Source organism: Vibrio sp. B1ASS3, from assembly GCF_905175355.1.
In the GTDB taxonomy this organism is placed as follows: Bacteria; Pseudomonadota; Gammaproteobacteria; order Enterobacterales; family Vibrionaceae; genus Vibrio; species Vibrio owensii.
The window spans coordinates 909,282-931,228 of record NZ_HG992742.1 but is presented as its reverse complement, the minus strand read 5'-3'; the positions used below and the strand labels follow the sequence as shown (position 1 = coordinate 931,228).

At 46.0% G+C, this 21,947-nt stretch carries 16 protein-coding genes and 1 riboswitch; of the genes, 10 read left to right on the top strand and 6 right to left on the bottom strand.

The annotated features are described in order from the left end of the window. Window positions 1-149: 149 nt before the first annotated feature. Window positions 150-3,623, bottom strand: a complete 3,474-nt coding sequence (gene recC / locus KJB05_RS04290) for an exodeoxyribonuclease V subunit gamma (RefSeq protein WP_208444527.1) — start codon at window positions 3,621-3,623, stop codon at window positions 150-152. Between the two features lie 366 nt (window positions 3,624-3,989). Here recC and KJB05_RS04285 point away from each other — a divergent pair, with 366 nt between their 5' ends. Continuing rightward, window positions 3,990-5,813, top strand: coding sequence for a DUF3413 domain-containing protein (locus KJB05_RS04285; protein ID WP_208444522.1), 1,824 nt, complete (start codon window positions 3,990-3,992; stop codon window positions 5,811-5,813). 255 nt (window positions 5,814-6,068) lie between these two features. Here KJB05_RS04285 and KJB05_RS04280 read toward each other — a convergent pair whose 3' ends face one another. After that, window positions 6,069-7,043, bottom strand: a complete 975-nt coding sequence (locus tag KJB05_RS04280; protein ID WP_009707465.1) for a TDT family transporter — start codon at window positions 7,041-7,043, stop codon at window positions 6,069-6,071. Window positions 7,044-7,155: 112 nt separating this feature from the next. On the opposite strand from KJB05_RS04280, the gene KJB05_RS04275 reads away from it, so the two are divergent. The 5 genes from KJB05_RS04275 (at window position 7,156) to dapD (ending at window position 11,944) form a co-directional block, all read left to right on the top strand. After that, the gene (locus KJB05_RS04275) at window positions 7,156-8,073 is read left to right on the top strand and encodes a LysR family transcriptional regulator (RefSeq protein WP_005427361.1); all 918 of its coding nucleotides are present in this window, start codon (window positions 7,156-7,158) and stop codon (window positions 8,071-8,073) included. 151 nt (window positions 8,074-8,224) lie between these two features. Then, a complete protein-coding gene (locus KJB05_RS04270) occupies window positions 8,225-8,524 on the top strand; it encodes a YebG family protein (RefSeq protein ID WP_005386503.1) in 300 nt (99 codons plus the stop codon). Window positions 8,525-8,680: 156 nt separating this feature from the next. After that, window positions 8,681-8,755, top strand: a riboswitch (Fluoride riboswitch). Between the two features lie 132 nt (window positions 8,756-8,887). Next, window positions 8,888-9,580 carry an iron-sulfur cluster assembly scaffold protein gene (locus KJB05_RS04265; RefSeq protein WP_005386501.1) on the top strand — a complete coding sequence of 231 codons (693 nt, stop codon included), beginning with the start codon at window positions 8,888-8,890 and terminating at the stop codon, window positions 9,578-9,580. 23 nt (window positions 9,581-9,603) lie between these two features. Further along, on the top strand, window positions 9,604-10,587 hold the full coding sequence (locus KJB05_RS04260) for a GGGtGRT protein (RefSeq protein ID WP_122067103.1): 984 nt from the start codon (window positions 9,604-9,606) through the stop codon (window positions 10,585-10,587). A 325-nt stretch (window positions 10,588-10,912) separates the two neighbouring features. Beyond that, the gene (gene dapD, locus KJB05_RS04255; protein ID WP_208444521.1) at window positions 10,913-11,944 is read left to right on the top strand and encodes a 2,3,4,5-tetrahydropyridine-2,6-dicarboxylate N-succinyltransferase; all 1,032 of its coding nucleotides are present in this window, start codon (window positions 10,913-10,915) and stop codon (window positions 11,942-11,944) included. A 77-nt stretch (window positions 11,945-12,021) separates the two neighbouring features. Here the strand turns inward: dapD and KJB05_RS04250 are convergent, their stop codons facing one another. The 4 genes from KJB05_RS04250 to glpT all read right to left on the bottom strand — a co-directional run bounded on the left by KJB05_RS04250 (window position 12,022) and on the right by glpT (window position 15,897). After that, entirely contained in the window at window positions 12,022-12,669 is a 648-nt protein-coding gene (locus KJB05_RS04250) for a hypothetical protein (protein ID WP_208444520.1), read from the bottom strand. Beyond that, window positions 12,670-12,936 carry a YqaE/Pmp3 family membrane protein gene (locus KJB05_RS04245; protein ID WP_005436586.1) on the bottom strand — a complete coding sequence of 89 codons (267 nt, stop codon included), beginning with the start codon at window positions 12,934-12,936 and terminating at the stop codon, window positions 12,670-12,672. Between the two features lie 484 nt (window positions 12,937-13,420). Then, window positions 13,421-14,476: a glycerophosphodiester phosphodiesterase gene (glpQ, locus tag KJB05_RS04240; protein ID WP_208444519.1), complete on the bottom strand. Its 1,056-nt coding sequence runs from the start codon at window positions 14,474-14,476 to the stop codon at window positions 13,421-13,423. A 53-nt stretch (window positions 14,477-14,529) separates the two neighbouring features. Then, entirely contained in the window at window positions 14,530-15,897 is a 1,368-nt protein-coding gene (gene glpT / locus KJB05_RS04235) for a glycerol-3-phosphate transporter (RefSeq protein WP_009698679.1), read from the bottom strand. Window positions 15,898-16,769: 872 nt separating this feature from the next. On the opposite strand from glpT, the gene KJB05_RS04230 reads away from it, so the two are divergent. The 4 genes from KJB05_RS04230 (at window position 16,770) to glpD (ending at window position 21,921) form a co-directional block, all read left to right on the top strand. Next, window positions 16,770-17,624, top strand: a complete 855-nt coding sequence (locus KJB05_RS04230) for an MIP/aquaporin family protein (RefSeq protein ID WP_005450895.1) — start codon at window positions 16,770-16,772, stop codon at window positions 17,622-17,624. A 58-nt stretch (window positions 17,625-17,682) separates the two neighbouring features. After that, window positions 17,683-19,200, top strand: coding sequence for a glycerol kinase GlpK (glpK, locus tag KJB05_RS04225; RefSeq protein ID WP_005450894.1), 1,518 nt, complete (start codon window positions 17,683-17,685; stop codon window positions 19,198-19,200). A 190-nt stretch (window positions 19,201-19,390) separates the two neighbouring features. After that, window positions 19,391-20,182: a DeoR/GlpR family transcriptional regulator gene (locus KJB05_RS04220; RefSeq protein ID WP_005450892.1), complete on the top strand. Its 792-nt coding sequence runs from the start codon at window positions 19,391-19,393 to the stop codon at window positions 20,180-20,182. 179 nt (window positions 20,183-20,361) lie between these two features. After that, window positions 20,362-21,921 carry a glycerol-3-phosphate dehydrogenase gene (glpD, locus tag KJB05_RS04215; RefSeq protein ID WP_061065350.1) on the top strand — a complete coding sequence of 520 codons (1,560 nt, stop codon included), beginning with the start codon at window positions 20,362-20,364 and terminating at the stop codon, window positions 21,919-21,921. The last annotated feature ends 26 nt before the right edge of the window (window positions 21,922-21,947 follow it).

Below are 21,947 nucleotides of genomic sequence, written 5' to 3'. Positions count from 1 at the left end.
CGCCTCACGAGATAAGCCAAGCCTTTCAGGCGGCTACACTCAAAAGAATCATGGTCCCTCTGACCTTGTGGCCGTACAGCGAACGCCCTACAAAAAATAATGATTTTCTGGCGGCCACCCTACTCTCTTCTTTGTCTAAATAATCCAACTTACTTTTCATCATCGGCATCCATCGCCGTCAATCTTGCGCCTTGAAGAACCAATGCGGTCAGCGTGCGAACTTCTGCTGCAAGCTCATCATTCCAAGCAGACCAAATACGCGAAATATACGCATTGTTTCCTTCGCCTGGGCTCATGTAACCATCATTGAATGCATCCGCCATTTTCTTCAGCGATTTCTCTTCGTCATCAGCCCAGTGGCCGCGGCTAAAGCCCGCCTCGACACATGCCAGTGCTGTTTTCGGGAAATATGGCAATGGCTTGGTCATGCCTTCAAAAAACAGACGTACTAATTCAGCAAGCAGTTGTTTCGCTTGCGCAGCGTCTGCCATTGCTGGGTAAACCAAATGCACCGCGCCTTCCTTGCGGTCATAACCGATAACGTGGGTCTTTCTAGCCTGACCAGAGGCAGACATAGCAAGATGATCGATCCATGCAGCAAGGTAATCCTGCGCACGAATTTTACCGCTGCGGTAGCGAATCAAACCAGATTGATAGCATTGAGTTAGCCAACCGGTTAGACGGATGTTTTTTCCTTCACCAAGCACATCGAAAGTAAGGTCGATTTCTAAATCGTCTTGTGGAGCACCGGATAAAAACGCCAACTTATCCACCAGCTCTTCCGCTTGCACGCGGTTGGTTTCAAACTCGATATCACCAAATGCGCCAACCGGTAATTTGCCCTGCGCGCGTTGCTCACTCATAAAATGCTTGAGCACATCTGCTTTTTCGGACGGTTGAGTAATGGCAGTTTCGAGCAAGGTTTCCAATAGCTCATCGCGCATTTGATAGCTTTCTAAGCCGCCTAACACGAATGGTTCATCGTTTTCCATCACTGGCAATGGCGGCTCGAACATCACTTTCAAACGGCGGTTAAAGAAATACTGTACTGGTAAACGCCAGAAGCGTTGTAATTCCACCAAGTCCAATTCGATTGGGAAGGTTGCGCCAAGCAAGTAATCATCCAATGCGCGGTTAAACTCGCCACGCGCATGACCTTGCGATTGATTGCTTTGGGTCAACGCCGCTGGAATCCACTCTTTGGCATAGCTTGAATGAGAACCTTGGAATGCGCTTGGGCTGAATGGCACCATGGCATGCACGTTCACTAACTCGTTGAGTAGTTTATCTCCGGAGTCATCGACAGGCTGGTCTTGATCGCCACCTAGGCAGTAGTTCTGATGGCAATATTCCATCAACTCTGACACCAGAACAGACGGCACGCGCTCGGTGTTATCTTGGATAGAACGCCCAACGTAACTGATGTACAAACTCTGCTGCGCAGACAACATGGCTTCTAAGAATAGGTAACGGTCATCGTCTCGGCGCGAACGGTCACCCGGTTTAGTGCGCCCCGTCATTAAGTCAAAACCTTCCGGTGGCATTGAACGCGGGTAGACCCCATCGTTCATACCAAGTAGACACACGGTTCTAAATGGGATCGAGCGCATCGGCATCAGAGTACAGAAGTTCACTTGCCCGGCAAGGAAGCGCTGGCTGACCCGTGTTCCTGACAGTTTGTTTTGCAGATACTGGCTAACAATAGAAGGCGACAAGGCATCATCAAATGCCGCATCGGTTAGCTGTTCTTTCAGTTGGCTTAAGGTATCTCGAATCGACTTAAGCGCCATTTCCCCTTCTAGCTCAACAGAGAAGAAGTCATCCAACATCGCCACCAAGGTTTCACGCCATGCATCAATCGACTGAACATGGGAAAGTTTGCGGCGATATTGGCTAATTTGTTGAATAAAATGGGCTAACTTACCGGCAAGTTCTGCGCCCATACCTTGCACTTCATTGTATGGTGAGAGGCTACCTTCTTGCGCTTCAAACAAACCGGCAGATTCTGGCATCGCGTAACCTAATAACATACGCTGAATACCAAATTGCCATGTGTTTTGGCGTGTTTCTGGCAGTTCAAATTCGCTGCCGGTATGGCTATCTAGCCCCCAGCGAATACCAGATTCTTCCACCCATTGTTTGGCTTGAAGGAAGTCATCTTCGCTTAAGTCGAATCGCTTCAAAATCGCCGGCGTTTCTAACAACTCAAGTAATTCAGAAGCCAAGCAACGTGTATTCGGTAAATTAACAAGTTGCATGAAAGCCGCCAAAATTGGGCTTTCTTGATCGGCCGTTCGGTCTGAAATCGAGTAAGGGATAAATCGCTCACCCGGCGCATTGCCGAACACCGCCTGAATCGCAGGGCTGTAGGCATTGATGTCTGCCACCATGACAATAATATCGCGCGGTTTCAGTGTCGGATCGGCATCGAACATCGCCAGAAGCTGGTCATGTAGCACTTCCACTTCTCGCATTGGGCTGTGGCAAGAGTGCAAGCTCAGAGATTTATCACCTAAACTCACCACTTGTTTGTGCTGACTGCTGTCGATTTGCTCGTCGTCTTGGTGCTCTTCTAAATTAAGAATGTCTGCTTGAAGTTGATGGAGCAGACAGTCGCGCTCGACATCAACAAAAGCTTCTATCTCATGGGATTCAAGCTGCGACAACAGATACATGTTATCGCGTCCAAGTTTACCCATCGACGCCAACAAGCTGTTACCCACCACATCGGTATGCAGCTCATCCACCACGTTTTCTTCTAGTGAACCTTTTAACTGCTCACTCTTACCTTGTACTTCAGAATGGTCTTCTTGCCAGACCACGTGCTGACGATGTTTTGCTGCTAGGCGAGCTAGGAATTTACGGTCGCGTACCTCACCCCAGTAATAGCGACAAGGGTTAGTAAACATCAGATGGACATCAATGTGTTCACCAATAGCTTTGAGCGCATCCATGTAACGTGGCGGCAGTGAAGAGATACCAAACACAAACAGACGCTTCGGCAGATGGTCAAAATTGCCGTTGAAGTTTTCGAGCGTATCAATGAAGTGTTCGTACAAATTGGCACGATGATAAGGCGATTGCCCAAGGGTAACCGTGTGGTCGTACAGTGCCTGCCACAAAATCGGCTGCCATGGGTGTTCATCTTCAAGTTCAGGTACCGTTTGTCCAGCTTCCCAACTCGCAATCCATTCTGGGCGATACACCAAATAACCATCGAAGATATCAGCAATTTTCTCTGCCAATTGATACAGCTTGGAGTTGTCAGTGTCGTCTTGAAGATAACGAGCCAAAGGTTCGAATGACGCTTCGTTTAGTAAACCCGGAAGCAAGTGCATCAGCTTCCACGTCATGGCTTCTTTGTTAAATGCACTGCGCTTAGGCACATCAGCCAATACTTGGGTGAACATGTCCCAAATAAAAGTCGCTGGCAGCGGAAATTCTAGGTTTGCCGCAACACCAAACTCTTTAGCCAATTCCATTTTTAACCACTGAGACATGCCCGGGCTTTGAACCAGAATTTGCTCTTTTTCGAATGGGTTTTCTAATGGATTGATGCGAATCAGTTCAACAAGAAGTGATTTGAGAACATCGACCTGATTGGAGTGATAGACAGTAAACAAAGTAGGAGCACCGAATGCCAATGGAAACTGCTAGCAAGCTTAGCACAGCCACATTTATTCCTAGAGCGATCTCGATAGCTTAAATAACAAAAGGTTAGAGAACACTCAAACTCTGCACAAATAACCAGCAACTGACATTTGTAAGTCACGTCTTACACGCAAATACAAAGCGTGACATCAGTCACAACTATTTCATGATAAAAAACACTGTTTTATAATTCACGCAAATTTTTATAACAATACCCATCAAATTGAATATTGAGTGAAAGGCGAAGAATCACGGGGTTCAAATCGTTTTGATTTTACGCGGAGCCGCACTTTGTTCTTGATTTGATAGGGATGAAAAAGCACTGGAATACCAAAACTATGTTGCGCAAATTTTCTTCAAATAGCGCTTGGCTGATTGCATTTTTTGCTTGCTTTGCGCTTTATCTGTCGATCGCTTGTTACCCATTTTTGCTGTCAAACAACCAAGCAGAACCGCTCACCTTTCTGCAAGAATATTATTTACTTGCTACACAATTTGGCTGGTTGGGTTTAATTGCTCTTCCGCTGATGCTGGGTTGTTTATTGTTGTCCTTTTTGCCGACTCGCATGTTCAAAGTCGTTGTGATCACCATTGCCATCACGCTCTTGATCATGTTGAAAGTCGATATCCTCGTTTTCCAGCAATACAAACTGCACATCAATGGTCTACTGATCCGCATGTTCTTCGAAGGCGGTCGTGACGTATTTGAAATCTCTTGGATGAGTTGGCTGATCTTTATTAGCGACATTGCACTGCTCGCCATTGGCTTGGCATGCACCGTTTGGTTAGCCAATAAACTGACTCAGAGCCGAGCAAAGTTTGTGATTGTTGCGCTTTGGTTTAGCTTGTTACTGAGCACTCAGGTTATCCACGCCTATAAGAACGCACTCTATGACGACGAAGTCAGCCAGTTCTCGAACAACTGGCCCCTTTACTACCCATTAACGGCGCGTAAGTTTATCTATCGTCATCATTTGGTGGATGAAAATATGGCTTCACAAAACCGAGTGGAGCTGAAAAACATTGAAAGCAGTTCACTGAACTACCCACTCGCCCCTGTAAATGTAGACCCTAAAGCTAAACAGCCGAATGTGTTGTTCATTCTGGTTGATGCTTGGCGCTACAGTGATGCAACACCAGAGATCATGCCAAATGTCAGCAAGTTCACTGAAAAAACGGTCAATTTCTCTCAACACATGAGCGGTGGTAACTCTACTCAAGCGGGCATTTTTAGTCTGTTCTACAGCTTGCCAGCAACTTACTGGGACAGCTTTTATGCGAGTCAAAAATCCCCGGTCTTCATGGATATCCTGCAAAACCAAGGCTATCGAATGGGTATTTTTGGTTCAGCACCATTAACCAGCCCACCTTTGTCGCGCACCGTCTTTAAGAAGGTGAAAGATCTCACCCTTAAGCAAACTGGCGAAACACAAATCAAACGTGACCAGCAGATCACCGATGAGTTTATTCAGTTTCAAAAGCAAGATAGCGACAAACCGTATTTCAGCTTCTTGTTTTACGATTCAGCTCATGGCACCAGTTTTCCAGAGCCTGAGTTTGCTAAATTCAAGCCTTATTGGGAACGTGTCGATCATATTCTTCTGAACAACGATTTTGACGCCTCGCTCTATCATAATCGCTATAAGAACTCGTTGTATTTCATCGACAGTTTGATTGCGAAAGTACTGAAAAATGTCGACTTAGAGAACACCATTGTGGTGATTACTTCCGACCACGGAGAGGAATTTAACGACCATAAGATGAATTACTGGGGCCATACGGGTAACTACAGTGATACTCAAGTGCATGTGCCGTTATACGTTTATCTTCCGGATCATCAGCCAGAGCAGATCAACTACCGCACCACACACTATGACATTGTGCCAACTCTAATGAACGAGCTATTCGACGTTAAAGGCAACACACAATCGTATAGCGTCGGACGAGACCTGTTTGATAATTGTGTTCCACGTGATTGGTTCATTGCGGGCAGTTACTACAACTATGCGCTGGTAGGGAAAGAAACCATGTTAGTGGTAAACCCAGGTGGGCACTCTCAACAACTCAATAATCAACTTAAAGTGGATACGGAACACCAAGTGCCAGTGAACGTGATTCAAGATTCTCTCGATGAAATGTCACGTTTCTATAAGAAAGGATAAAAAGAACGCACGCCCATCAGACAGGTAGGCATAGTGAAGAGAGGTAAGTTTCGAATTGCCATCTTCTGCATGAGAACTCTCGCTACAATGGCCGCGGTTACTAAAGTTTGATGTATTAAAATTGTATCTATTTTTCCTGCCACCCTTTTTGGGTGGCATTTTTTTATCTTCAGATTAGCTTTAGTCCCGATCCTACCGATACAAAAAAAGCCTCTTGGCGAGAGAGACCAAGAGACTTTGCTTTACGAGTAAGACTTATGCGTGATGTGTCGTCATCAAGCGTGGTTGAATCAGTAAGTTATTAATGTATTGCAAACCTACGTAAGTCACCACAATCGTTGCCACAATCAATTCGATGCCTGCTAGACCGCGAACTTGTTGTACATAGTGCGCTGCTAGACCATTTGCTTCCATCCAGTTTGCTGTTTTGAATAGAGCCGTTGCACCAATCACCATTGGGAAGGTAAACGCTGCGTAACCTGGGCTAAATGGCAGTCTTAGCAATTTAAAGAAGGCTAAGTAGATGATGGCTGTCATCAATACCGCGATACCAAACAACAGAGCAATAATCACTGGTGAAGGTGTTGCCGTTACGGTTAGGTAACCTGCCAACGATAGGCTTGCTGGTGCCGCCATGATTGCCATGGTTGGTTTTGCTGCGTCTGGGATTTCATGAGTAAACATGAAACGGTAGATCATCATTGGCAACATCACCGCGTAAGCCACCATACCGAAGATCAACGCACCGTGTGCAATAGGTGCAAGCACTGGGTTACCTGAGAAAGACACGTCTGCAACGATAATACCCACTGGTGGTACGAACCAGCTTGGCACCATGTGGTGTAGTTCGAAGTCTTTCGCGCGGTGGTACAAGAAGCTCACTAGGAACACGATATGTAGAGCTACCGCCACTAACCAAAGCACGTCACCTGCAACAGGGAAAAAGTGCCCTAGAGAATTTGAAACCACCATGGTTCCCATCGCGAAAGTTGGAACGACACTACCCACCACAGGGTGCGCAAGATCTTGTCTCAACAAATGATTGTGAAAAAGAAATTTAGTCGCCAAGATTGCTAGCAGTACGCTTGCAATACCTGCGCTAATCCACTGTCCATAGCCATGTAATTCGGCGAAGTTTTCCCAACTCCAACCTAAGCTCGCAATACCAAGAGCCAGACCCGCCATTGGGGTTGGTGCTCCCATTACTTTTGCTTTTGTTCTTTGAATCATTACGACCTCAAAATCTAGGCTAACTTTCTATGGGGTGTATATTACTCTTGCACTTCGTTCCAATATATCTAATTATTTAAAACTAACGTTCAGATAAACTTAACGGAATATCATGCCTAGTCATATCTCTCTTAAACAACTGAAAGTTTTTACTACGATCACTCAGCACAAAACGCTAACTGCGGCATCTGAAAGCCTGTTTCTTTCTAAGGCGGCCGTGAGTATGGCGCTGTCTGAGTTAGAGAAACAAATTGGTCACCACCTATTTGACCGGGTGAACAACCGCTTAATTCTCAACCAAGAAGGACAAAAACTTTTGCCCCTCGCGGATGAACTCCTCAACCGAGCTCGGGATATTGAGAGTGTGTTCGATGGCGACCAAACCTTATCAGGGCTGCTTCGCATCGGTGCCAGTGACACCATCGGCAACCAAGTTGCACCCTACCTGTTAAGTGATTTTCGTGATGAAACAAATCACCAATCGCAGAGTTTGTTCATCTCCAACTCTGCCCAGATTTGTGACATGTTGATCGCGTACGAACTCGACATCGCGCTCATCGAGGGCAAGACCATACACCCAGAGTTGGAATCAACGCAATTCAGTGAAGATGAAATGTGTGTAATTTGTCCGCCGGATTACCCTAACTTCGATGAAGGGCCAATCAGCCTAAACGAACTCGAAGACACAGAGTGGATTCTGCGTGAGGCGGGGTCTGGCTCTCGAGAGTTCTTTATGCGCGCCATCGCTCCGCGTCTAGAACACTGGCATGAGGCTTTTCAGCTCAACACCACCGAAGCGCTGATCAATTCGGTATCTGCCGGACTTGGCCTAGGTTGTTTATCACGCCTATCTGCAGAACCTGCAATTCGTGATGGTCGAGTGAAAATGCTCAACATGCCACTGGACATGAAGCGTCGCTTCTGGCTTTTGATCCACAAAGAGAAGTATCAAAACCCGCTCCTGCGTACATTCATTGAATTCTGCCAAGATTGGGAGCGACCAGAGAACCCACATCTTAAAGATGGCTAGTTCGAGATGGGTCGTTCAAGGCAGATAGTTCAAATGCTGGTCACTTAGTTGTACACGGCTCTCATTCTGAGGCTTGTCGCTAGACTTAATTGGTCAAAAACTGTATAAAAAGCCAGTATAAAATTTAACAAATTAACTTAGAGGACCAACCATGGCTGTAATCGTCAAGTACGTGGTAGAACGCAATGGAGAAGAGAAAATGACTTTTACCTCTAAAGCGGAAGCTGACGCATACGACAAAATGCTGGATATGGCGGACGAGTTATTCTCACTGCTAGGTAAGAGTGAACTTCTAGAAGACGAAGGTAAGCAAGAAGATCTTGCAATGTACCTTGCGCAAAACAAAGAAGAAGTGCTTTACGCTCTAGGTGCAAAACGTAAACCTGCACCAAAAAAAGCAAAGAAGCTTGAAGCTGTTGAAGAAGATAGCGAGCAAGAAGACGCTGCATAAGCCTCTCATTTGTTTAGAAAAAACGTCGCATTATGCGGCGTTTTTTTATGCGTTGCATTTATCGCCATATACCTCTGAGAATATAAAGAACCGATTTAATATCCCAAATTGCTCTAAATTTCATGTTGCAGATTAGTGTGACTTAGATCTAATCTAAATGGGCACGGTGATGGGGTGCCACCGGAATCGAAAGATTCGAACCGCTTTAAAGCTAATGACTCCTACAGAAACGAAAACAGGTCAGCCCTGTTGGAAATGCTTTCGCCTGTGTTGTGAAAGCAAGAGTTCTGTAGTGAGCAATTCAACTCTTCTCCAACCCCGCTCCTGTTTTCTCAAAAAATAAAAATACACTGGGAAAACATTATGCAATATTCACACGAAATCCAATCAATGTGCCCGATTCAACGCGGCGATCTTCATGCATCTGCACCGATCCCTGTTGAAGGCGCAATGATCAATCCAAAAGACGTTATCGCGATTTCTGGTCTTAGCCACGGCGTTGGCGCTTGTGCTCCTCAACAAGGCGCAGCAAAACTGACTCTTAACGTCAAAAACGGCATCATCGAAGAAGCTTTGATCGAAACGATCGGCTGTTCAGGCATGACTCAATCAGCAGCGATGGCCGCAGAAATCCTAACAGGCAAAACCATTCTTGAAGCACTGAATACCGACTTGGTATGTGATGCTATTAACGTCGCGATGCGCGAAATCTTCCTTCAATTTGTTTACGGTCGTACTCAATCTGCTTTCTCTGAAGGCGGCTTGGAAATTGGTGCGGCACTGGAAGACCTTGGTCAAACTCAACGCAGCCAAGTGGGTACTAGCTACTCAACTAAAGCAAAAGGCGTGCGTTACATGGAGTTAGCTGAAGGCTACGTAACAAAACTCGCGCTAGACGAAAACAAAGAAGTGATTGGTTACCAATATCTCAACCTAGGCAAGATGATGAAAGCCATCAACGAAGGCGTATCTGCAGCAGAAGCCGCAGACAAAGCAACGGGGACTTACGGTCGTTTTGACGAAGCCGTAACTACCATCAACCCGCGCCAACAATAATTGCCACCAAGAGGAAAGAGATTATGAACACTCCAATTACTGAATCTGTACGTCGCACATTAGACGAAATGCAACTTTCTTCTCTGGAAGAGGCTTACCAATACTGTATGGATCGTGGTATCGACCCTAAAGCACTAGTGATGGACACTCAACCTATCGCGTTTGAAAGCGCGGCAGATGCCTACACACTGGGCACCGCTTTGGCGATTTTCCGCGGAGCAAAAACAGCAGAAGAAGCAGCAAACATCATCGGTGAAGGTCTTCAGGCGTGCACTAAACCCGGCAGCGTGGCAGAGCAACGCCAAGTGGGTATCGGTCACGGTGCATTGGCGGCTCGTCTATTGAATGAAGAAAGTGGCTGTTTCGCTTTCCTTGCGGGTCATGAGTCATTCGCAGCGGCAGAAGGCGCAATCAAAATCGCATTGAACGTGAACAAATCACGTAAAAATCCGTTGAAAGTTATCCTAAATGGTTTGGGTAAAGACGCCGCTTACCTAATCTCACGCATCAATGGTTTCACTTACGTACGCACTCAATACAACTACCAAACTGGTGAGTTAGTGGAAGTAGAACGTCGCCGTTTCTCCCAAGGTCCACGTGGTGAGATCCTTTGTTACGGTGCTGATGATGTACGTGAAGGCGTAGCTATCATGCATAAAGAGCAAGTAGACGTGAGCATCACAGGTAACTCAACCAACCCGACTCGTTTCCAACACCCTGTAGCAGGCATCTACAAAGCAGAACGTAACCGTGAAGACATGCCTTACTTCTCTGTGGCATCAGGTGGTGGTACTGGTCGTACTCTACACCCAGATAACGTGGCGGCAGGTCCTGCATCCTACGGTATGACCGATACCATGGGTCGCATGCACGCCGATGCGCAATTCGCGGGTAGCTCTTCAGTACCTGCACACGTAGCAATGATGGGCTTCATCGGTATGGGCAACAATCCAATGGTAGGTGCAACGGTTGCACTTGCAGTAGAGGTCGGTGAGCTAAGCCTCTAAGTCGATTTATCGCTTTACTACCCAAAGCCAGTAAATCCAACAAACCCAGTGTAGGGGGAGTGACTTCGGTCCTCCCCTTATTTTTTTGCGATGCTCCCTTCTCCCACTTCACTGTGTCTCTGCCCCAAATCGGCCTGATAAGGCTTTTGCGACACATTTCTCATCAGACAAACATATCTCTAAAAAGACAAAAGGTATCCATCTACGGACTTTCTCCATTTCCCCTCTTTAAACTCCCCAATACTCTCTTTATGATGACTGACAACTTAATTATTTCTTGTCAGTGAACAGACGAGACACAAGACTCAACACATGGAGATCAACTATGGCTTTCTTCTCTCTAGCCTTTGGTACGGCAACTAAAAACCGCGACGGCAAAATCATCGAAGCGTTTTTCCCAAACCCAGTTCTTAACCCAAGCGAAGCGCTTGTTAACGCACTAGCAGCAGTAGCAGGTTATGAGCAAGGCAACCAAGCTATCGAGATCTCTGCAGCACAAAGCGCAGAACTGGCAGCAGCATTTGAAGCAAACGGCGATGCGACAAACGCATCTTTCGCAGCAAAAGCAGCAGAATCAGGACAACCACTTGTACTGGTTATCCTTGCAACTGACGAACAGCCACAAAGCGTTGCTGAAGGCTTCCTAAAGCTTCAACTTATCTCTAACCGCCTAGTTCAACCACACGGCACGGTACTAGACGGGATCTTCGGTCTACTACACAACATCGCATGGACTAACGAAGGTCCAATCGATCTACCTGAACTAGCAGAGCGTCAAATCGAAGCTCGCCTAGCGGGTCGTGCACTAAGCGTAGATTGTGTAGACAAGTTCCCTAAAATGGTGGACTACGTGGTACCAACTGGCGTTCGTATCGCTGACACTTCTCGCGTACGTCTTGGCGCACACGTTGGCGAAGGCACAACGGTAATGCACGAAGGCTTCATCAACTTCAACGCGGGTACAACTGGCGTGAGCATGGTTGAAGGTCGTATCTCTGCTGGCGTAGTGGTTGGTAACGGCTCTGACATCGGCGGTGGCGCATCTATCATGGGTACGCTATCTGGCGGCGGTAAAGTTGTGGTTTCTATCGGTGAAAACTCTCTACTAGGCGCGAACGCAGGTCTTGGTTTCCCAATGGGTGACCGTTGTACTATCGAATCAGGTCTGTACGTAACTGCTGGTTCTAAAGTACGTATGCTAGATTCTGCTGGCCAAGAAGTAGAAGTAGTGAAAGCACGCGATCTTGCTGGTGTTTCTGACCTACTGTTCCGTCGTAACTCTGTAACAGGTCAAATCGAGTGTCTTGCTAACAAGAGCGCGGTTGAACTGAACAGCGAACTGCATAAAAACAACTAATTCATTTGTGAATTAGCCCTACGAAAAATCCCCCAGCAGGAAACTGTTGGGGGATTTTTTCTAGCTAGCAGTCTTAACTAGCGCTTTATCGGGCGAATCCACATCGATAGATCAGGGCATTCGTATTGCAAGTGATCCATCAATTGTTTGGCTTCTGAGTAATGGAAATAAACATCACTGAACAAATAGTACGAGCCATGAATGTGATGCTCATATAAAGGTGCTGTCGCACACTGAGCAAATACCTTGTTCGGTGGCTTAACACCAGAGTAGAGCTGAACGACGTAAGCTTTAGAATTTGAGGTCGATGGCTGAGATGGCTTTGGCGGAGGCGCCGGTTTTGATTTCTTCTGGCCCGCTTTTTTCTCTAATAACGAACAGCTGGCAGCGTTGATATCAAAAGACATCACTTTCGATTTATCCGCGACATCCAGAATATTGACGCGCTGAGCCTTCGCATCACCAAAACATTCTTTAGCCAAAGCGTAAGTCGCCAGCTCACTCAATACACAAGATGACGAATCGTAATAGATTTGCTGCACACCATTATTCAACTGCGCTTGCGGGGAGCATTTCACCATCTGACGAAACTCTGCCCCATCTAATATCCATAAATCGACCGCTTCTTGAATTGTGAGCTCTGCCTGTGCACCAGAAGCAAACCCAAAACAACTCAAAAGCAAGCACCAAGAGAAGTAAGGCTTACTTGTATTCGACGACAACATTTACTCGTCTCCACCACCATCTTGATCAGACGATGCTGGTGCTTTTCGAGCATAGTTTGAGAACGTCTCAGGGCCATCTTTCTCTGCAGCCAATTTCTCGATTTTCTTATCCGTTTCGTAATTAACCAATGCATAGACAGACCAAATGGCCGCAGGCAACCAACCGATTAAAGTAATCTGCAATAGCAAACAGATCACACCCGCCCAATAACGGCCAATAGTAAAAAATTGAAGCCAAGGAATTAGAATGGCAAGTACTAGTCTCATGTCATGTCCTATTAAGTCTTTTATTATTCATGATCGTATTGCGCACTGATGCTCGGCTTATCAACAAACGGATTGCCGTCGAGATCGTTTTGTTCAAAAGAAAAAGCCGCCTAAGAATTTGGAGCTACGAACCGACATGTGAAGCAAGACTTAAGCGGCAAGCTGAAAGGGTAAACTAAGCCACTGGAACACAATCTTCTCCACAATGGCATTAGCAAAGGGCACCAATTTACAATACCGCTATATAGTAACCATGTCAGAGGGATGAATATTTAGCATCTATAAATCAAGAACAGCGGGGATGCATACACAGCGGGAACAATGAAAGAGAAGTAAAACGGTGTTTCTCGCGTTCTATACATATAAAAAATCCCCCAACAGGAGAGTCACTGTTGAGGGATAATGATTGCTCAATGAGAGCCTATTGTTACGAGATGGCGTGTGACGTAATACTGAGCGTTTCAAACACTCAGTTTTTAGAACTTTACTTGTTAAGAAAGTTCACCGCTTTATCAGGGAAGTCAGTAAACAAACCATCCACTTTCACCTGATTGTAGAAGATGTCCATCATGCCATCGAAGCTGTCGGTGTAAGCAGGAATACGCCCAGGGTCCGATCGGAAAGTATAAGGGTGCACTTGCAAGCCCGCGTCTTTTGCTGCTTTCATTAAAGGTTTGATGATGATGTTATCCTTGGTTGATTTGTCATCCACCAACATTGGCTTCCAAGGACCGATCCCTTCCGCGTATTCAGCGACCTTCTTCATACCATTGGCTTCAAACATCCAGTCATAACTGTATGGTGTTGCTTTTTCGCCTTTGTACTCCATGGTCTCGTTCCAACCGGTGTAAGCCATGAGCTGAACGAGCTTTAAATCCATGTCCAATGCGGGCATGAGTTCACTGTTGATGCGCTGAAGCTCATTCGCATCAAAACACTGAAGGTATACTTTGTCGTCTTGCGAATCGTAACCGTACTGTTTTAAAACTTTAAGCACCGCTTTTGAGATGTCTTTACCTTCATGACGATGGAACCACGGCGCTTTGATTTCCGGGTAAATACCGATGTCATAACCCAGCGTTTTGTTTAAGCCTTGGATCAGCTCAATCTCTTCAGCAAAAGTAGGTACGGTGAAGTCTGATTTCCACATTGGGAATCGTGTTGGATAGCCAGCAACCTTGTTACCTTTATCATCAATGTTAAAGCCTTCAGTGACTCGCAATGATTTGATTTCTGCCAACGTGAAATCAATCGCATAGTAACGACCATCTTTACGAGCACGATCCGGGAATCGCTCAGCTACATCGGTCACGCGATCGAGGTAATGATCATGCAATACAACGAGTTGATCGTCTTTGGTCATCACCACATCTTGTTCGATGTAGTCTGGTTTCATCGCGTACGCCAACGCTTTTGCTTCTAAAGTATGTTCTGGTAGATAACCCGATGCGCCACGGTGCGCGATAACAAGCGGTTGTGCAATAGCTCCAGCTGAGATGCTCAGAGCGAGAACCGTCATGCAAACTGACGTTGTTTTCATTGTTCTTTCCTTAGCTTATTGAAGGGGCAGTATTCCACCGCCCCTTTAATGTTTTATGACGCCAATACTTCTTTCTCACGCGCTTTTTGTTCATGGTGAGCACGCTCGCCAAGAAATGCGTAAGTCAAGCAAACGATGGACGTGATACATGAACCGATAAGGATGATAAAGCCGCCATCCCAGCCAAAGTGGTCTACGGTGTAGCCAAGAATCGCGTTTGCCGCTACCGCACCGCCCAAGTAACCAAATAAGCCAGTTAAACCTGCAGCCGTACCCGCCGCTTTCTTAGGAGCAAGCTCTAGCGCATACAAACCAATCAACATTACCGGACCGTAAATCAAGAAGCCGATTGCAACCAGTGCCATCATATCGACTGCTGGGTTACCTGCTGGGTTGAACCAGTAAACCAACACAGCGACGGTGACTAACGCCATAAATAGAATACCGGCAGGAGCACGACGACCTTTAAACAGCTTGTCTGAAATCCAACCACACAATAGCGTACCCGGGATACCAGCCCACTCGTATAGGAAGTAAGCCCAAGAAGATTTATCAACCGAGAAGTCCTTCGCTTCTTTAAGGTATACCGGCGCCCAGTCCAGCACACCGTATCGGATCAAATAAACAAACGCGTTCGCAATCGCGATTGACCACAACAACTTATTAGAAAAGACATACTTGAAGAAAATTTCCTTCGCCGTCATTTCTTTTTCGTGTGATTTGTCGTAATCGTCAGGGTAATCGTCTTTATACTCTTCAATTGGCGGAAGACCACAAGACTGCGGTGTATCTCTTACGGTGAACCAAATAAAGGCAGCTACGAGCGTGGCAAAAAATGCAGGTACATAGAAAGCGGTGCGCCAATCGTCGTTGAATGCCCAAAGACCAAGGATGAACAGCGGACCAATTAAACCACCACCCACGTTATGTGCCACGTTCCAAACCGACACTATCTCGCCACGCTCTTTGCGCGACCACCAGTGAACCATGGTTCGACCACAGGCAGGCCATCCCATACCTTGGAACCAACCGTTTAGGAACAATAGAATAAACATCGCTGTAATGCTGCCAGTAGCCCAAGGCATAAAGCCGAAGCAGAACATCACAAGCGCTGACATTAATAGACCGCCACTTAAAAAGTAACGAGGGTTTGAGCGGTCAGAAACACTGCCCATTAAGAATTTTGATAAACCGTAAGCAATAGATACCGCAGCTAAGGCAACACCTAAGTCACCACGACTAAAACCTTGTTCAATAAGATAAGGCATCGCCAAGCTAAAGTTTTTACGAACCAGGTAGTAGCCAGCGTAACCAACAAAGATGCCGATAAAGAGTTGCCAACGTAAGCGGGAATAAGTGCCATCGATCTTATCGGACGATAAACGATCGATGTGCGCCTTAGGTTTGAATATTCCAAACATAGGAACCTCATTAATAATGTGAGCGATGGTAGGGAGTATAAAATCGAGAACGAGCAAAAAGGAGTTTCGTTCGAAAGTGAATGCATTTTATGAAATTCGATTTTTATTTCTGTGACAAATGTTGCATAAGAATTAAATTTCAGTAAATACAGAAAATTAGAGGCTTTTAATTAGACTGCGCTTCCACTTTCTGCAGATTTCGTTACTGTCCACATAGAACACGAAGTGCGCAAACGAACAAAATCAGCACAATATTAAGTGAATCAAGTGCTCAAATGACCACAAAAATGGATAAAAGGTGGAAGTTGAAGAGACGAAGCACGTGATTTAAGCCATCAAACGCCTCAATTGTGGCGTGTTGCAACAATGTCATCGCGTTAACAATTAGGGTCAACATAAGCCCACCGCTTCCAACGTACATTTAGAGGTCGTCTCCAAGCAAAAGATGGCATATGTGCTACGGGAAACGGTCTTCTTTCTTTGAGATGGCGTAGCTCTTAGCAACGAGCGAATGAATATCAGCAATCCCTTATCATCATTAGTGTTAGCTAGCTCTTTAGGGTTAGTTTTCGACCAATAATCTGAGTATTTTCCCACCATTCGCGAAGCAGGTTCACAAAACTCCTCTTACCAGTTTGTGCATTGATTTTCACATCGGTAGTTTTAGTCTATCAAAGCAAAATTGAAGACCATAATTCGTTTTATCGAGTTTCCTTTTTGAGCAAAAGATGCGTCAATTAACAAAAACGAAGAGTTTGATTAACAAATTTATGCTCAAACGCTCATTTTTAGCGCTCGTTTGTTTTCGCAAACGTTTATATATGCACAATAGAACCGTGCTAGATAAGCATAAATATTAAAGGACTCTTAACATGACAACGAACAAACACCCCTCACTGCTCGGAGAATGTTTGGCCGAGTTTATCGGTACAGGATTACTTATCTTTTTTGGCGTAGGCTGTGTTGCTGCACTCGTTTTGACCGGGGCTCAATTTGGTCAATGGGAAATCAGTATTGTATGGGGCTTTGGCGTCGCCATCGCTATTTACTGTACTGCGGGCGTATCCGGTGCACACATCAACCCTGCCGTAACTATCGCACTGGCGATGTTCCATGGATTTGATAAAGCGAAAGTTGTGCCTTATATCATTGCGCAAATGCTAGGTGCATTTTGCTCTGCTGCTTTGGTCTACAGCTTGTACAGCAACCTCTTTACGGATTACGAAATCGCACACAACTTCGTTCGTAGCAGCCAAGACGCATTAGCCACAGCGGGCATTTTCTCGACTTACCCACATGCTTCTCTCTCTTTCTTTGGCGCTTTTGCTGTGGAATTCGTGATTACTGCAGTGCTGATGTTTGCCATTCTTGCTCTTGGTGATGAGAACAATGGCGCACCTCGCGGCGCGATGAACCCTCTACTGATCGGTATCCTAATTGCGGTAATCGGCGGTTCTCTAGGTCCACTAACAGGCTTTGCGATGAACCCTGCACGTGACTTTGGTCCTAAGCTGTTTGCCTACTTCGCAGGTTGGGATTATGCCCTGACTGGCGCGCGTGAAATTCCATACTTTATTGTTCCAATTCTTGCTCCTATCGCAGGTGCTTGCTTCGGTGGTTGGTTGTACCCGAAAGCGATTGCTGCATATCTGCCAAAGCAAGGTCACGGCTGTACTATCCCTAACCAGTGCGAAACCGAAGAAGAAGCAGAACAAGCGCAAGCTTAACCCCTACCAATTCGAACATTTACTAAAATATAAATAACGAAACAAAAGGATTCTTACCATGACTGAGCAAAAATACATTGTTGCCCTAGACCAAGGCACGACAAGCTCTCGTGCTGTCATTCTGGATCATGACGCGAATATCGTAAGCGTCGCTCAGCGAGAATTTACTCAGATTTATCCAGAGGCTGGTTGGGTTGAACATGACCCAATGGAAATCTGGGCAACTCAAAGCTCTACCTTGGTTGAAGCACTTGCGAAAACCGGCATCCGTAGCGACCAACTTGCAGGTATCGGTATTACCAACCAACGTGAAACGACGATTGTATGGAACAAAGAAACAGGCAAACCGGTTTACAACGCGATCGTATGGCAATGCCGCCGCACTGCCGATATTTGTGAAGAATTAAAAGCGCGCGGACTAGAAGATTACGTTCGCGACAATACAGGTCTGGTTCTAGACCCTTACTTCTCGGGTACAAAAGTGAAGTGGATTCTAGATAACGTTGAAGGCGCACGTGAAGATGCTGAAGCAGGCAAGCTGCTATTCGGTACTGTTGATACCTGGTTGGTTTGGAAGATGACACAAGGTCGCGTCCACGTAACCGACTACACCAATGCTTCTCGTACCATGCTGTTCAACATTAATGACCTATGCTGGGATCAAAAAATGCTGGATGAGATGGGCATCCCTGCATCCATGATGCCTGAAGTAAAACGCTCATCAGAAATCTACGGTCAAACCAACATTGGTGGTAAAGGTGGTACTCGTATCCCAATTGCAGGCATTGCAGGTGACCAACAAGCCGCTCTTTACGGTCAGATGTGTGTTGAAGCTGGTCAAGCGAAGAACACCTACGGCACAGGTTGTTTCTTGTTGATGAATACGGGTCAAGAGAAGGTAACATCGAAAAATGGTCTGTTGACCACGCTAGCATGCGGTCCAAAAGGTGAGCCAGCTTACGCCCTTGAGGGTGCGGTATTCATGGGTGGCGCTTCAATTCAATGGCTACGTGATGAAATGAAGATTCTGGCTGGTGCCGAAGATTCAGAATACTTTGCGACCAAAGTTGATACTTCAAATGGTGTTTACGTGGTTCCTGCGTTTACTGGTCTGGGCGCACCATATTGGGATGCTTACGCTCGCGGTACGATTGTCGGTCTAACTCGTGGTGTAAACTCTAACCACATTATCCGTGCAACTTTGGAAGGTATCGCTTACCAAACTCGTGATGTGCTGGATGCAATGCAAGCAGACTCGGGCATCAAGCTCGCGAACCTTCGTGTAGATGGCGGCGCAGTGGCGAACAACTTCTTAATGCAGTTCCAGTCTGATGTTCTTAATACCGAAGTTCACCGCCCTCAAGTAACTGAAGTAACCGCTTTGGGTGCAGCATACCTAGCTGGTCTAGCGGTTGGGTTCTGGAATAGCATTGATGAGCTGCAAGACAAAGCAGTGCTCGATCGCACATTCGAACCACACGATGATGAAGAAAAACGTAACCGTCGTTACAAAGGTTGGAAGCGCGCAGTCAAGTGTGCTCAAACTTGGTCTGAGCTTCACGACGAAGACGATTAATTTCTGATAAACGATTAGTTTCCCCCTGATTAATCGTAAAGAGCGCCGACTTGGCGCTCTTTTTTTGCGTTCGATCGCGGATTCCCTATTCCCACGACTTCTCACAATGCGCTAATTCGAGCACAATAGAGCGAGTTTCTATATTCGAATTTGAAGCATTGGCGATTACCAGTGCACAAGGGAGTGCTAAGTGAAGCAAATACCAAGACACCAACAGATTGTTGAGTTGGTGAAAAAACAAGGCTACGTCAGCACGGATGAGCTGGTAGAAAAATTTAATGTCAGTCCTCAAACTATCCGTCGCGACTTAAACGACCTTGCTGATGAAAACAAGATTCGACGCTACCACGGTGGTGCTACCATTCCTCTCAGTTCAGAGAACACGTCATATAACACGCGTAAAGCGCTTAACTTCAATGAAAAAGATGTCATTGCGGAAGAACTAGTAAAGCACATTCCAGATGGCGCAACCTTGTTTATTGATATCGGTACCACGCCAGAAGCCGTCGCTCGAGCGCTCAATAAAAACCACAAACAACTTCGCGTGGTGACCAATAACATTAATGTTGCCACCATTCTTTTACCAAACCCAGAAATCAAAGTTATTTTGGCGGGCGGTGAAGTTCGCAACCGTGACGGCGGTATTGTCGGTGAAGCGACGCTCGATTTCGTCAAACAATTCCGCCTCGATTTCGGCATTTTAGGCATCAGTGGTATCGATTTTGATGGCTCACTACTGGACTTTGATTATCATGAAGTTCGCGTTAAACAGGCAATTATTGATAACAGCCGCAGTGTGTTCCTTGCGGTTGACCATTCGAAATTTGGTCGCAATGCTATGGTGAAACTGGGCAATATCGCGCAATTGAACATGGTATTCACCAACAAACAACCACCAGAAGAGATTCTTGCGATTCTAAAAGATGCCTCGGTTCCCCTTGAAGTGGTTGATACACAAATAGAAAGATCTGAGAACGAATAGCAAATTACCTCTCTTTCTATACGAATAAATGACCTCTGTCTTAATTAGGCAGAGGTTTTTTTGTGCCCAAATCACACAAAACGCTCATAAACGAAAATAAATAATGACCACAAACGAAACCTAAGCTAGGATAAACTCATGTTCTAAAATGCTCGTTCGCTCACCAAGAGGTCAAATTTATGAGTATCCAACAAAATGCTTCCACGACTAACGCATCCCCTACTTTAGACCTGATCGTGATCGGTGGCGGCATTAACGGGGCTGGTATTGCTGCAGATGCTGCTGGTCGTGGTTTAAGCGTCGGTTTGTACGAAGCTAATGACTTCGCATCGGCAACCTCTTCTGCAAGTTCAAAACTGATCCACGGCGGATTACGTTACCTTGAACACTATGAGTTTCGTTTAGTTTCGGAAGCGCTCGCTGAACGTGAAGTGATCTTACGTAAAGCACCACATGTGGCTCTACCAATGCGCTTCCGTTTACCTCATCGCCCATTTTTACGCCCAGCTTGGATGATCCGCTGTGGTTTGTTCCTTTACGATAACTTGGGTAAACGAACCACACTGCCAGGCAGCAAAACTGTCAACCTAGCAAAATCAGGTCTTTTGAAACCTGAAATGAAAACCGGTTTCGAATACTCAGATTGTTGGGTAGACGATGCGCGCTTAGTCTTACTTAACGTTCTGGCTGCAAAAGAGAATAACGCAGAAGTTCGCAACTACTGCCGCGTAGAAAAAGCACACCGTGAAGGCGGCATTTGGCATGTCACTATTCATGACGTCACCACAGACCAACGTTTCGAACGTAAAGCGAAAGCTCTGGTTAACGCTGCTGGTCCATGGGTGAAACAGTTCTTTGATGAAGGATTAGAGCAAACCTCCCCTCGCAACATTCGTTTGATCAAAGGCTCGCACATCGTTGTTCCTCGTATCCACAACGAGCCGCAAGCCTACATCCTACAAAACAAAGATAACCGCATCGTTTTTATGATCCCTTACTTAGATAAGTTCTCGATCATTGGTACCACAGATGTGGAATACAAAGGCGATCCGCGTGAAGTCGCGATCTCCGAAGATGAAGTCGATTACTTGATCGATATTGTTAACCAACACTTTGTCCACCAGCTAAGCCGCGAAGATGTGGTATGGACTTACAGTGGTGTACGCCCACTGTGTGATGATGAGTCTGACTCACCGCAAGCGATCACACGTGACTACACACTAGAGTTGGATGCTGAATACGACCACGCACCTTTACTTTCAGTGTTCGGCGGCAAGCTCACGACATACCGTAAGCTTGGCGAAGCGGCAATGAAGAAACTTGCACCTTACCTACCTGAAATGGGTAAAGACTGGACGGCAAACCAAACCCTTCCTGGTGGTAACTTCAGTTGCAGCCGTGAGCAACTTGCGAAGATGATTCATGCGAAATACTCGTGGGCATCAGAAGCAATGTTGCTGCGCTACGTGACTCAGTTTGGTACACAAACTTGGGATCTGATGGAAGGCACTAACAGCGTAGAAGATCTTGGTCACTGCTTCTCAGAGCAAGCAAATGGCGTATATCAACGTGAAATTGATTACTTGATGAATCACGAAATGGCGCTAACCGATGAAGACATCTTATGGCGTCGTACAAAACTTGGCTTATACATGAACGAAGAGGAGAAAATCGCACTGGCAGAATATCTAAAAGAGAAGCTGCAACAAAAGGTCGTTAGCCTCTCACAAGTAAGTTAAATTGGACTCTCCTAATACAAAGCCTG

What these genes read in the sequence shown, in the direction of transcription:
- KJB05_RS04265 (WP_005386501.1), top strand. Translation starts at nt 8,888, where the DNA reads ATGCAATATTCACACGAAATCCAATCAATGTGCCCGATTCAACGCGGC.
- KJB05_RS04245 (WP_005436586.1), bottom strand. Translation starts at nt 12,936, where the DNA reads ATGAGACTAGTACTTGCCATTCTAATTCCTTGGCTTCAATTTTTTACT.
- glpD (WP_061065350.1), top strand. Translation starts at nt 20,362, where the DNA reads ATGAGTATCCAACAAAATGCTTCCACGACTAACGCATCCCCTACTTTA.
- glpT (WP_009698679.1), bottom strand. Translation starts at nt 15,897, where the DNA reads ATGTTTGGAATATTCAAACCTAAGGCGCACATCGATCGTTTATCGTCC.
- dapD (WP_208444521.1), top strand. Translation starts at nt 10,913, where the DNA reads ATGGCTTTCTTCTCTCTAGCCTTTGGTACGGCAACTAAAAACCGCGAC.
- KJB05_RS04285 (WP_208444522.1), top strand. Translation starts at nt 3,990, where the DNA reads ATGTTGCGCAAATTTTCTTCAAATAGCGCTTGGCTGATTGCATTTTTT.
- KJB05_RS04280 (WP_009707465.1), bottom strand. Translation starts at nt 7,043, where the DNA reads ATGATTCAAAGAACAAAAGCAAAAGTAATGGGAGCACCAACCCCAATG.
- KJB05_RS04260 (WP_122067103.1), top strand. Translation starts at nt 9,604, where the DNA reads ATGAACACTCCAATTACTGAATCTGTACGTCGCACATTAGACGAAATG.
- glpK (WP_005450894.1), top strand. Translation starts at nt 17,683, where the DNA reads ATGACTGAGCAAAAATACATTGTTGCCCTAGACCAAGGCACGACAAGC.
- KJB05_RS04270 (WP_005386503.1), top strand. Translation starts at nt 8,225, where the DNA reads ATGGCTGTAATCGTCAAGTACGTGGTAGAACGCAATGGAGAAGAGAAA.
- glpQ (WP_208444519.1), bottom strand. Translation starts at nt 14,476, where the DNA reads ATGAAAACAACGTCAGTTTGCATGACGGTTCTCGCTCTGAGCATCTCA.
- KJB05_RS04230 (WP_005450895.1), top strand. Translation starts at nt 16,770, where the DNA reads ATGACAACGAACAAACACCCCTCACTGCTCGGAGAATGTTTGGCCGAG.
- KJB05_RS04275 (WP_005427361.1), top strand. Translation starts at nt 7,156, where the DNA reads ATGCCTAGTCATATCTCTCTTAAACAACTGAAAGTTTTTACTACGATC.
- KJB05_RS04250 (WP_208444520.1), bottom strand. Translation starts at nt 12,669, where the DNA reads ATGTTGTCGTCGAATACAAGTAAGCCTTACTTCTCTTGGTGCTTGCTT.